Source organism: Microbacterium galbinum (assembly GCF_023101185.1).
Classification (GTDB): Bacteria; Actinomycetota; Actinomycetes; order Actinomycetales; family Microbacteriaceae; genus Microbacterium; species Microbacterium galbinum.
On sequence record NZ_CP078077.1, the window covers coordinates 52315 to 63603 of the forward strand.

Annotated in this window: 17 protein-coding genes; 2 read left to right on the plus strand and 15 right to left on the minus strand. The window is 68.3% G+C overall.

Annotated elements, in window-relative coordinates; all coding sequences use genetic code 11:
* The 6 genes from KV396_RS00290 to KV396_RS00315 form a co-directional block, all read right to left on the minus strand.
* The gene (locus tag KV396_RS00290; RefSeq protein ID WP_247956463.1) at positions 1 to 1272 is read right to left on the minus strand and encodes a head maturation protease, ClpP-related; all 1272 of its coding nucleotides are present in this window, start codon (positions 1270 to 1272) and stop codon (positions 1 to 3) included.
* Entirely contained in the window at positions 1269 to 2705 is a 1437-nt protein-coding gene (locus tag KV396_RS00295) for a DUF935 domain-containing protein (RefSeq protein WP_247956464.1), read from the minus strand. The genes KV396_RS00290 and KV396_RS00295 overlap by 4 nt, the downstream gene beginning before the upstream one ends.
* Positions 2706 to 2719: 14 nt before the next feature.
* A complete protein-coding gene (locus tag KV396_RS00300; RefSeq protein ID WP_247956465.1) occupies positions 2720 to 4312 on the minus strand; it encodes a hypothetical protein in 1593 nt (530 codons plus the stop codon).
* Complete coding sequence (locus tag KV396_RS00305) at positions 4242 to 4667, minus strand: hypothetical protein (RefSeq protein WP_247956466.1); 426 nt, start codon at positions 4665 to 4667, stop codon at positions 4242 to 4244. Before KV396_RS00305 ends, KV396_RS00300 begins: the two co-directional genes overlap by 71 nt.
* 259 nt (positions 4668 to 4926) lie before the next feature.
* Positions 4927 to 5295, minus strand: a complete 369-nt coding sequence (locus tag KV396_RS00310) for a hypothetical protein (RefSeq protein WP_247956467.1) — start codon at positions 5293 to 5295, stop codon at positions 4927 to 4929.
* A gap of 14 nt (positions 5296 to 5309) precedes the next feature.
* Positions 5310 to 5615, minus strand: coding sequence for an HNH endonuclease (locus KV396_RS00315; protein WP_247956468.1), 306 nt, complete (start codon positions 5613 to 5615; stop codon positions 5310 to 5312).
* A gap of 219 nt (positions 5616 to 5834) precedes the next feature.
* Between KV396_RS00315 and KV396_RS00320 the strand changes: the two genes are divergently transcribed.
* Positions 5835 to 6224, plus strand: a complete 390-nt coding sequence (locus tag KV396_RS00320; RefSeq protein WP_247956469.1) for a hypothetical protein — start codon at positions 5835 to 5837, stop codon at positions 6222 to 6224.
* 91 nt (positions 6225 to 6315) lie between these two features.
* Here the strand turns inward: KV396_RS00320 and KV396_RS00325 are convergent, their stop codons facing one another.
* From KV396_RS00325 to KV396_RS00365, 9 genes are all read right to left on the minus strand, one after another.
* Positions 6316 to 6747: a hypothetical protein gene (locus KV396_RS00325; protein WP_247956470.1), complete on the minus strand. Its 432-nt coding sequence runs from the start codon at positions 6745 to 6747 to the stop codon at positions 6316 to 6318.
* Positions 6748 to 6760: 13 nt separating this feature from the next.
* Positions 6761 to 6925 carry a hypothetical protein gene (locus KV396_RS00330; protein WP_247956471.1) on the minus strand — a complete coding sequence of 55 codons (165 nt, stop codon included), beginning with the start codon at positions 6923 to 6925 and terminating at the stop codon, positions 6761 to 6763.
* A 32-nt stretch (positions 6926 to 6957) separates the two neighbouring features.
* On the minus strand, positions 6958 to 7899 hold the full coding sequence (locus tag KV396_RS00335; protein ID WP_247956472.1) for a hypothetical protein: 942 nt from the start codon (positions 7897 to 7899) through the stop codon (positions 6958 to 6960).
* Positions 7892 to 8284 (minus strand): hypothetical protein, encoded by a 393-nt coding sequence (locus tag KV396_RS00340; protein ID WP_247956473.1) that lies wholly within the window; start codon positions 8282 to 8284, stop codon positions 7892 to 7894. The genes KV396_RS00335 and KV396_RS00340 overlap by 8 nt, the downstream gene beginning before the upstream one ends.
* 29 nt (positions 8285 to 8313) lie before the next feature.
* Positions 8314 to 8709 (minus strand): hypothetical protein, encoded by a 396-nt coding sequence (locus KV396_RS00345; RefSeq protein ID WP_247956474.1) that lies wholly within the window; start codon positions 8707 to 8709, stop codon positions 8314 to 8316.
* Entirely contained in the window at positions 8706 to 9143 is a 438-nt protein-coding gene (locus KV396_RS00350) for a hypothetical protein (protein ID WP_247956475.1), read from the minus strand. Before KV396_RS00350 ends, KV396_RS00345 begins: the two co-directional genes overlap by 4 nt.
* On the minus strand, positions 9121 to 9594 hold the full coding sequence (locus KV396_RS00355; RefSeq protein ID WP_247956476.1) for a single-stranded DNA-binding protein: 474 nt from the start codon (positions 9592 to 9594) through the stop codon (positions 9121 to 9123). Before KV396_RS00355 ends, KV396_RS00350 begins: the two co-directional genes overlap by 23 nt.
* On the minus strand, positions 9594 to 10232 hold the full coding sequence (locus KV396_RS00360) for a hypothetical protein (protein ID WP_247956477.1): 639 nt from the start codon (positions 10230 to 10232) through the stop codon (positions 9594 to 9596). The genes KV396_RS00355 and KV396_RS00360 overlap by 1 nt, the downstream gene beginning before the upstream one ends.
* A 126-nt stretch (positions 10233 to 10358) precedes the next feature.
* A complete protein-coding gene (locus KV396_RS00365; RefSeq protein ID WP_247956478.1) occupies positions 10359 to 10985 on the minus strand; it encodes a hypothetical protein in 627 nt (208 codons plus the stop codon).
* 95 nt (positions 10986 to 11080) lie between these two features.
* Here KV396_RS00365 and KV396_RS00370 point away from each other — a divergent pair, with 95 nt between their 5' ends.
* The gene (locus tag KV396_RS00370) at positions 11081 to 11284 is read left to right on the plus strand and encodes a hypothetical protein (protein ID WP_247956479.1); all 204 of its coding nucleotides are present in this window, start codon (positions 11081 to 11083) and stop codon (positions 11282 to 11284) included.
* Positions 11285 to 11289 lie beyond the last annotated feature (5 nt).

Genomic DNA, 11289 nt, shown 5'->3' on the forward strand with positions numbered 1-11289 from the left:
TCAGGCCTCCTTCGCGGTGGGGAAGATCGACCCGTACAGCGAGTCGTCTGCGCTGGTGAGGCTGTCGGCGTGGCCGACCTCCTCAACGTGAACGGTGTTCTCGGCCAGCGAGTTGAGGACCGCGGTGGCGGCCGTCTCGTCGGCGTCGAGCATCGCGCGGAACTGCGGGGCGGATGCCGCGCTGATGCGGCCCTCCGACATCGCGTTCTGGATGATGCCGTCGCGGCGGTCGCTGATCTGCTGCTCGCGGGCCTCACGGCCGGCGGCGGCGTCGGCGCGCATCTGGGAGAGGACGTTGTCCTCGATCAGCTGCGTGCCAGCGGGGATCGCGGCGGCCGGGGCCGCCACGGTGTCGGCCTGCTCCGCGAGGTGCTCGTCGAAGGCGGCGAGAACCGTCTCCTCCGATGCGTTGGCATCGGTCACGCCGAGCCGATCGCGGACCGCAGCCAGGAAGGTATCGCTCATGGTGAGCTTCTCCGTTTCTGTGGTGTTACCCGGCTCGGGCGAGCTCGGGGGCTTGATGGGCGAAGTCGCGCCGGTGGGGTGCCAGCCGAGGCGAGCGCGCGCGGACTGGTACTTGTCCTCGACGGTGTCGCCCTCGAGCGGGTCGATCGGGTCGTCGTCCTCGGCTCCCGCGGTCGACGTCTCGCCGGCGTCCTTGACGACGGCGACACGGTCGGCAAGGCCCATCTCGACGGCACCCTCGGCGGTGTACCAGGTCTCGGCGGCGAGCAGCTCGCCCCAGGCGGATTCCCCCGCCTTGTCGCGGTAGATCGAGATGATCGATTCCTCGACGCTGTCGAGCACGTCGGCTTCCTTGCGCATCTCGTGTGCGTTGCCCCAGACGATCGTCGAGGGCGAGTGGATCATCATCTGCGCGCCCGGCGACATGACCGTCTCGTCGCATCCGACGGCGATCACGGATCCGGCAGATGCCGCGAGTCCGTCGACGACACCGAGCACGCTGGCCTTGTGGGCGCGGAGCATGTTCAGGATCGACATCGCCTCGAAGACCTCGCCGCCGGGCGAGTTGATCCGGAGGATGATCTGCGTGACGGATTCGGGGAGCGCGTCGAGCACGTCGCTGACGTCACTCGCGCTGATCCCCCACCATCCGCCCCAGCTGTCGATCGGGCCGTAGAGGCGAATCGTGGCGACCGTCCCCTCCCCCGCAGGTGAGGGCATGGTGATCGCGTCGAAGATCTCTGCCTTCGACTTCGGCGGGGTGTGCGAGCCGAAGAAGCGGTTCGCTCCCGAGCTGTGCGTGGTCATGCGGCCTCCTCAGCCTCTGTCGACGGCATCCGACTCACGTCGGGCCCGTCTCCGGTGATGTCGGCACCGGCGCGGCGGATGATCTCGCGCGCTTCGTCCTGGCGCAGCACGGGCTTGTCCGTGCCGAGGTAGATCTTCTGAACGACCTCGGCGACGAACCGTGCGAGCTCGCGCGACTCCGCATCGTCGGGAGTGCTCGGCAGCAGGTCTTCGACCGGCAGTCCGAACTTGTCGCGGACGTAGGCGCGCAACCCGTCGTCGACCTGGACAGCGCCGCTCTCGATGAGGCCCTTGATCGCCTCGGCGGTGACCTGCTGCTGCTCGCCGATCGCGGCCGGCACGAGCCGGGGTGCCGGTTCGTTCGGTCCCCAGTTCAGATCGACGAGGTCCTCGATGACGTGCTGCTGGATGACGTCGGCGACGTTCTGCGCGACGGCATTCAGGCTGTCGGTGAAGAAGTTCGCGAACGTCGACCCGAGCGCCCACGACCCCGTCTCGGTTCCGAGGTTGAGGAAGTGCGCGAGGACCGCGCGAGCGATCTGCTCGTCGTAGTACCGGATCGGCTTGTCGGTGTCGGGGAGCTTCCCGCTGACGCCGACGAACTGGAACGTCGAGCCCTTCGAGAGCGAGACGCCGGCGGCTTCGCCCGCACGCGCCTGCTTCACGATCTCGAGGCCGCGCTTGATCTCATCGTCGAGCCAGCCGACCATCTGATCGAAGTCGCCCTCGGGCGGATCCCCGACAGTGAAGACAGGCATGCCGAGACCGTTGCGCTCGGCGGTCAGCGCCTGAATGCGCAGGACGCGATCCTTGAGGATCCACATCTTGTACGCGGATCGCAACAGCGATTCGCCGAGCCAGTTCGCGCCCTCGCGTTCATGCACGAACGCGACGAGGTCCTTCACCTTGATGCGGACCTTGCCGCTGCCCATGAGGCCGCCCTGCTCGATGGCGATGAGGCCTCCGTCGCGGGCGACCTCGATGTTCGAGATCGTGCGCGGGGGCCGCCATGCGAGCTTCGCGAGGTGCGTCCGCCCCGGGTCCGAGGTCTGGTCGTAGACCTGCTCGAAGTAGGAGTGACCGTAGACGAGGGAGAGCAGCGCGAGACGCAGGAACTCCTTGAAGGAGAACCGGCCCTTGGTGCGCAACGGCGCCGTGGGAGGCTGGCCCTTGATCGGCAGGCCGAGGTCAGCCGCGATGTGCGCGACGACCTCGGGTCGGCATCCGGTTCCGTCGATCGCCCACTCCGTGCGCATGATCGGCAGGGTTACGGCGCGGAGCACGGACTTCACCTGCGGGTCTTCGCGGCGCATCCGGTCGAACACGTTGATCGACTTCGGCCACTGCAGATCCGGGTTCTCTTCGTTCGTCTCGGCGACCCAGTTCATCCACCCCGGGAGCGTCGAGTCGACCTGATATCCGGTCTCAGACAAGGCGGCCTCCTCTGTCAGAACCTCGCTGTCGCGAGGTCCAGGTCGCTTCCGGCGACGTCGTCTCGTTTGAGGACCGCTGCCTTGGGCGGCGGCGGGGTGCTCTTCTTCGGTGTTGCCTCGGACTTGAGGACGCCCCACAGCGCCCAGGTGATCGCCTGCGCCATCGTGACGGGCTTCGTCGGGTCGGACTGCTCCCAGGTCACGCCAGCGCGGCCGATGTTGCGCGTCGTCGCGAACTCGAGCGACTTCGTGACCTCGGCTTGCGGGCGGTGCGGGACGAGTCCTGCGTTGACGTGCTCGATGAACAGCGTGTGCGCCGCGGCGATCTCGTCGAGGTTCATGGCGAGGTACTTGACCTTCGCCTGGTCGAGCGCGGCGATCACGGCCGCCGCGTTCTTCGGATCGAGCACGACGAGCGCGTTGCCGTGCTCGGCCTTCAGCTTCTTTACCATCGGGGCGATCCAGAGGGTTCCGCTGTCCGTGTGGAGGTGCTCGACGACGATCGTGTCGCTGTCGGCGCGGACGGCCGCGCCGATGGTGCCGAAACCACCACCGCGCCCGAGCGCGAGGGACAGCACTACGCCGTCACCGGCGACCGCTGCCTCTTCGTCCTCGTGCCGCTTCCACACTTCGAGGTCGAGAGCCGAGAGCTTCTCGGCGACGACGACGCGGCGTGCGGGCCAGATCGACAGGCGCTGGCGTGCGAACGCGTCAGGGCTGGTCTGCCCCATGCGATCCCAGTCGTCTTGGATCGTCTTCCACGCGAGGCGTATGCCCAGGCCCGGGTTGGCCTCGCGCCACGCGTCCGCGCTACCGAGGTCGATGTTCTTCATCGCGTCCGGGTGGTCGGAGCCGACCGGCGTGTGCTCGATCCAGCCGGTGCGCTCGAGGCCACCCTTGCGGCCGCGGTCGCGCAGGCCCTCGAAATATTCGCCATCCTGGTCCTCTTTCGGGACCGTGCCGGTGAACAGCACCTGCTTGTTCGGGCTGGCATCCGTCGCGGGCAGGAGCGCTTCGAGGATCGTCAGCGGCGTGTGCTGCGCCTCATCGACGATGAGCACGTCGTAGGAGACACCGACACCGGCAGCACCCGTGCGGGTGAAGTAGACGATGCGGTTGCCGTTCTTCAGCTCGATTGCCATGTTGCCGTTGCCGGTCGAGATCCCGGTCACGCCCTGCGCGGTCTGCTTGCCACCGCCGACGAGCTCGGCACGCAGGATCGGCGACGCGAGAATGATGCGGCGAGCGCGGCGGAACGCCTCACGGGCGGTGGGGCCCTCGTGCGCGGTGTGGCCGATGAGCTTCGGGGCGCCGTCCTCGCGAGGCCAGAGGAACAGGTGGGCGAGCTCGTAGGGCAGGAGGATGTTGCCCTTGCCCTGCTGGCGGGAGACGAGGATCCCGAACTCGGTCGCCGCCCACTGGCCTTCCATGTCGATGGAGGCGACGGCTTCGAGCGCGCCCTCCTGCCACGGGTCGCAGCGGATATTGGCGAGGTCGCAGATGTCGAGAATGTCGTCGAGGAGCGTGTCGACCCGGCTAGCCGGTAGCGCCCGAACCCGCGGCTCTTGCAGCCCGAGCAGCACGGGCTTGGGCGAGTTGGTCGGCAAGGCTGAGCTCCTTCGGCGCATCCGCGGGACCGCGTACGGCCTCGACGGCGGCGCGGAACTCACGGGAGATCGGAGCGAGCCGGGTCGGATCTGATTCGGCGATCGTCGTGAACGCGGTGCGCAGCGTGTCGACGATGAGCTTCATGTCGTCCGGCTGCTCGGCGTCGTCGCTCGGGTGCGGATCAGCGGGCGGCGCGAACGTGGGCGTGCGCGGTGCGCGCGGCTTCGAACGCTTCGACGGCTTCCGGCCGGCGTCCGCGTGAGCACGGCGGCAGGCATCGTCGACCTCGACGCCCTCGCGGAGGTGTCGGCGGTACGCGGCATCCGTGCCGCAGGGGGCCTTGGGGCGTCCCATCGCTCTCCCCCTCCTCCGAATTCCCCCATGCGCCGTTTTTACCTGCGGAGAGAGCCGCCAGGACCGCGCGGGAGGCTGGCAGCCCCGGGCCGACCCTGGATTTTTTGACGATCCGCGGGTCGACCCGGGTGGGGTGATTGGTCAGGGGGTCAGAGCAGCCGCGCGAGCCTGATCGGTGCCCAGGCGAACGCGACACCGAACCCGAGGATGACGAGCGACGCAGCGGCAGCCAGCGCCCAGACGATGAGGTCCCACGGGGTCATGACGCAACCTCGGGCGAGGTGGCGAGCGACGGCGCCACGGCGAGCGTGAGCGACTCGCTCTCCTCGACGGTCAGCCCGTCGGCCACCACCACCTCGTCGGCCTCGACTCCGCGTGCGCCGTCCGGTGTGCGCGGGGTGACGACGGCGACGGGCTCGATGCCCAGGCGCTCCGCCTCGATGAGCCCGCGCTTCTTCGTCGGCGCGAGCACGATGATGCGACGGGACGGGTCAGGGGCGATGTCGGCGCCGTCGATGAACGTGAGCCCGAGATCCACGACACTCTGCAGGGTGGGGGTGGTCGCGTGCTCGCCACCGGCGGGCTGTGCCTCGGCGAGCACGACGTCAACGCGGCTACTCGTGTTCATGGTGACCTCCTGGTCTACGTGGCCGCCCAGATCTCTGTGGCGGCGTGGTTCGACTTCCGGCTATTGCAACTGCGGTGCATCGGAACGAGCACCTGGCCGACAAGTGAGCCGCCGTTGTCGATCGCCTCGTCGTGGTCAGCGGTGAACGACATGCGGTGAGTGTCGGGCAGGTCGGTGTCGATGTGCTTCCCGCATCCCCACCCCGAAGGTGAGCCGTAACCGCAGGGCAGGTCCTCGACGCGCGTGCGGCGCTTCAGCGCGGCCTGCTTGCGTCGGTAGGCCCTGTGGCCCTTGCCGTTGCGGATCGACGCGTTGCCCATCGTCAGCCTCCCGCAGTGAAGGTGCCCGGCTCGCTCAGCCTGCGCGCGTGAACGATGTGCGCCACAGCGAAGGCGAGCCGGAAGACGGTCGGACGTGGGCGGCGGCTTACTCGTGCCAGGGGCGTCTCTGCGGGCACTGGGGATGCCGCACGCCCGGGCCTTTCCAGACCCCGCCGCCCACGCCCAGATTGTGGGGTCGCTCTTGGATACGCTCAACCTGTGCTGTCATTCTTCGCCGCTGCCGTACCGATCCTCGGCGCCCTGTACGTCGCGTTCTCCATGCTGATCGAGTACGGCCGTGCGGCGCATATCGCACGTGCATACGACCGTGTCGACGACTGGTACACACCGCAAGTCGATTCGCTGGACATCGCGACACTGGGCGGAGTCGAGTACGACCGTCGGAGGGAAGCTCTCAACGATCAGCGGGCGCGACTCCTTGAGGCCAACGGGCTCGATCCCTCGCTCGGTACCGCAGGAGCGTTCAATCGTTCACAACGACCTCAGCACCCGCGACGCGTGGACTCGCGACGGCAATGGGTGCTCTTGTGGTCGTCGGCTGCAGGCATCGTGCTCGTCGCCGTAGACCTCGGCCTCCGGAGCCTGTAACGCCGAAAGCCCCGCCGGTATCGGCAGGGCTTCGGTCATAGTTCAGGTGCAAGCACAGCTTAACATAGCGGCCGGAAACATTTGAAGAGTTTCACTCCAAGAACTGCACGGTACCGATTCCGGCGCTGTCGACCTCTTCCATCGGCAGATACCCATCGCAGTAGTAGTGCGCCGTCGGCGGCGAGTATCGCCACCCGTCGTGCACCTGACAGGTCAGACCGGAATCGAACGTCACTCGAATGTCGGGATCTCGATAGGGCCGCCCCACACCGTTGAGCGTGATTACGAGCTTGGTGGTCTCGTACCGCGCGTCGATGTCGAGCACCGCGGAGCTGATCTGCCATTCCTCGGTCTGCAGGGTTCCCCCGAGTTGCACTGGCGCGCTACCCGATCGGGCCTCCCAGTCGGCGCGCTGATTGTTGGACCAGACGACACCTCCGATCACTAACGCGATCAGGAGCACGACGACTGCGGTCAGCGTACTGCACCCCGTGGACTTGGCGGGCACTCGCTTTGTCGTCATGCTCCCGATCATGTCACCGATCCCGGGGCTTCCGGTTCTTGCGCGGCCGGCCGATACGCCGACGCATGGCCCGCTCGGCGGCGAGCACGGCATCCCGGTCGAAGCGGCCAGGCACAGGACTCTTGAGCACGCCAGCATCGACCCAGTTGCGGATCGTGCGCTCAGTGCGTCCCGCCACTTCAGCAGCCTCTGCGAGCGTGAGCCATATTTTCATGCCGCCTCTCCCCTCTTCCGGGCCGCAGTGGCGAGCACGTCAGCCTCGCGGTACCGGCCGAGATGCACCTCGAGGTCTCCGGCCTTCACCCAGCCGCGCACGGTGCCAGGCTCGCGGTGCACGAGGCGCGCGGCAGCGACAAGGGTGAGCAGGCTCGGATCGTGCGGGCGGACCTCCGGCGGGGCGGGCTCAGCGAACACGGCCGCCCAGAGTCCGCCGTCGTCCTGCGAGTTCGCTTCCCAGTCGCACTCCGAGGTCGTGCACCGGTAGCGCGAGGGGCGACCGCTGCGGCCCGGCTGGACGCGCACGGCCATCAGGTCGCACTCCGGGCACGCGGCCTGCGCCCACCGGGGCGAGTCCTCGAGCGGCCAACGCACCGCGGCATCCGCGACCGTCCACACGTCCGGCGCAGCCCCGTTGACGACCATCACGCCCTCACAGAGTGCCTCGATCTGATGCGAGTCGTTCGCCAGGTGATCGAGGTCGTCGAGGATGACATCGGCGGCGAGACGGACGACGTCGTGCGCGGCATCCGCCATCGCACCGGCGGCGAGGCCAGCGCCGGGGCGGTCCTCCCCCGCGACGTGGTTCGCCCACATGTTCATCGTCGTCGTGATGTCGTTCGACGCATCGATCAGGTCGGCGGCGACAGGAGCCGGGATCTCGATCGACGACGACTGCACCCGGATACGGTCGTACGCTGCGGCCTTCGTCGGGTCAGCGATCGAACGCAGATGCCCGACGACGTCGGCGGCGTCCTCGAGGTGGCGTCGAAGTGTGCGGTAGCAGCGCTCGCACAGCAGCACGCCCTCGCGGGCGTCGACCGGCGCGCACCCTCGGCAAGGGTTCGGACCGTCGTAGTCGTTCCCGCTGCGCTCGCACGCCGCGAGGTGAGAGTCCCTGGCCGTGCACCCACGGATGCAGTAGCGGTCAGACATCGGTCTCCTCCTCAGGCTGCGGCTCCGGTTCGATCGACGCGCACGCGCCCGTGCACGTCGTGAGCGGGAGCGCATCGGCGGTCCAGTTGCTCGGGTAGTAGAGCGGGCACGGCCAGGTGTGGCCGGTCTCGCTGTGCGGCTCGTCGGGTGTGTCGTGCTCGGTGGGCTGGTCACAGTTGCCGAAGTCCGCGGGGCATTCGTGCGTGTGGACAGGCGCGGCACAGTCGGCGGTGTCGGTGCAGTCGCCGAGCACCGGCTCCGGTTCCGCCGGCGGGAGCACGCGCACGTCGAGCTCGGTGAACTCGAGCACCTCGTCCTCGGGGTAGAAGATCGCCCCGTTTTGCCAACCGCCGCGCACCTGCTCGGCGAGCGGGTACTCGGTCATGTCGCCTCGCTGGACGGTCAGCCGAGCAATCATGATCCCGCTCCGTTCAGGTCCACCTGAACCCACGGCCCAGCCTTCTGACGACGGATCAACTCGGGGCGCAGACGGGGCATGCCTGCTTCCTCGTGGAACTCGTTCTCCTCGGCCGCGCGCATCTTTCCCCGCGCGGCGGGCTCCTCCGGGTTGTCGTACGCGAAGCCCGTCTTGTAGACATTCCCGTCGTCTCCGACGAGGCGATACCCCCACTCCCATTCCGGTTCCCCGACGACGACGCTCGCGCGCACCTCGGCATCGCGAGCAGCCAGCCAGCGATCGAATGCCTCGACAGCATCGGGTGCGTCCGCGGAGAACATGTGCGCGGTGACTCGGTCCGCTGCACGGATGTAGTCCCGGATCTCTTCCGTGGTCGGCGCGTGAGTGCTCATCGCACACCCCCAGCAGCACGCAAGTCGTGACGGATGCTCTCGATCGCGTGCCCGTCGAGGTAGTAGGCCAGCGCGCCGCGGAACTTCTCCCAGGCGGCCTCGGCGTCGGACGGTTCGCCCTGCGGCTCCGCGGCATCAGCAAGCGCCTCGGCGACTGTTTCAACCTCGGAACGACGGAAGCCAGCAGCGAGGATGCGGTCGGCAAGGGCGAGCGTCCCGCGCACCGGTTCACCAAGGATGGTTGCCAGCGCTTCCCGCTCGTCGTCGGTCGGGGTGTGCACCTCGGTGACGACGGCCGCAGCGGTCGTCGCGAGCGTGCGCACGAGCTTCGCGAACTGCTCCTCGCTCAGCGCGCCGTTCCCGCCGTCGTACGCCTCGTCGGTGAGCGCCTTCTCGAGCTGCTCGACCAGATCAGAACGGTGTGTCGTCGCCATAGGTCCATCCCCCATCTGCGGGCGGCTCCGAGGTCGCCCACTGCTGTTCCTGTTCGGCCGGGGCGGATGCCGCCGGTCGCTGTCCATCGGTGCGCGCGGCGCGGGTGACCTGCGCCGTCGCGTAGCGGAGGCTCGGGCCGATCTCGTCGACCTCGAGCTCGATCGCCGTGCGCTGGTTGCCCTCACGGTCCTGGTACGAGCGCTGCCGGAGACGACCCTGCGCGATCACGCGCATGCCCTTCGCCAGGGTGCCGGCGACGTGCTCGGCGAACTCGCGCCAGACGCTCGCGCGTAGGAACAGCGGGTCGCCGTCCTTCCACTCGCCGTCCTTCATCGAACGGGGCGTGCTCGCGATGGTGAAGTTCGCCACCGGGAGGCCGTTCTGCGTGTAGCGCAGCTCGGGGTCGGCCGTCAGATTGCCGACGACGGTGATCACGGTCTCGCCGGCCATCAGCGCACCTCCTCGTAGCGCACGCGCTCGGCCCGCGCCCATGTGTAGTTCCGGTAACGGTGCGTGTCGTGCTTGCCCCGGACCTCGCAATGCCAGTGGGAGTACCCTCCGCTACCCATCGGGGGCACCGCGTTGCACGCGAATGGCCTCTTCAGATAGACCGCGGCGTGCAGGCCCTTGAAGTAGAGCCACCGGCGCAGACCGAACCACTCACCCCGCGCCCGGCACTCCCAGAGGTCCCAGCGACGGAACAGCGCGAGCTCGCGACGACTCAGGCCGTAGTGCGTAATGCGCTCGCCCCAGAAACCGAGCTTGACGGTGCCGCCCTCGTCCTGCACGTCGAAGATGCGCCACGACACGTCCTGCCCGTCAGTCGCGCGGACGTCAGCGTAGTCGTGCGTGGTGATGATCTGACCGTGCGCCTCGTTCTCGTCGGCGAAGCGATACCAGAGGTCTCGGCCGCGGGGCGCGTCGAAGCTGCCGGTCCGGTGCTCGCCGACGAGGATCATCAGGCGGTGGCCCCAGTCGTACCAGGGGTGGCGATCGCCGATGATGGTCAGCGCTCGATAGGCGATGCCGCCCTCGCGAGTCTTCCGCCGGAGACGCATCGCCTTGGTGCGGGTCTTCTCGATGTTCATGCTGCGGTTCTCCTCGCTGCTCGTGTGGTCTTCGGTTTGTCCAGCTCTCGGCGGAGCTTTGCTCGGTAGGACGGCTCTTTCGCGTACCGTCCGCAGCACAGGTCCAGGAACTCGGCGAGAGCCATCTCAGAACGGTTCTTCATCCCAGGCCCCCTCCCCCTGGCGCATCTCCCAGCGGCGAATGTCGAGGAAGTGCTTGTTGCGTAGGCGGGCGTTCTGGCAGGCGATGCAGGGTTCCAGCACTCCGCCGGGATGGTCCTCGCAGAACGGGTTCGGTGGGAGCACTTCTCGCGACATGCGGGCTGACGGAGTCTCGCCCGCGCCCGCACTCGCGCTCTCGCTCGCTCCCCCGCTCTCGCGCTCCCGCTCGCCCTCTCTCTCCCCCGCCAGGCGTGACTCGCGAGGCTCTCGCGAGCGCCTCGCGAATGGTGGCGGCTCCGGGAGTTCCGAGCGGGTCGGCCGGTCGATGCGCCCCCAGTGCGTGAACGCGTACAGCGAGACACCCCGCTCCTCGTACAGCACCAGGACGTCCGCCTCGGCGAGCTCGAGCAGGTGATCCACCAGCACGGACTCCGTCACGTCGGACTGCTCCGGATACACGTCGGCGAGGATCTGCCTCAACTCGACGCGGCCGCGGCCGTGGTCGTCGGCATGCATCCGCAACCCCTCGGCCGTCGCTCTCAGCGCCGGCGGAAGACGACGAATCTGCCGGAACGCCGCGACCGTGATCGTGCGTGGTCTGCTCAGCGTCATGGCGGATCGTGCCCCTCAGGATTGCGTCTACTGCTGCCGGGAGTTCGCCCTGCGGAACCCGGTAGCACTCGGTGTACCCGCGCCCTCGGCGCAGGATGATCTCGGAGTCGTCGGCGGAGGCGAACGCGCGGCGCCAGGTCTTCGCGAGCTCGCGGAGCGCGTACGGTTCCCACCCGGCGGGGCTGTCGCGCATCATCATGAGCACCTCGCCGCCGGTGGCGACCATGTGCCGGATGCGGGAGTCGCGCCACATGATGCCGACCTTCAGCACCTGCTCGGCGGGCCAGTACACGGCGTAGACCGT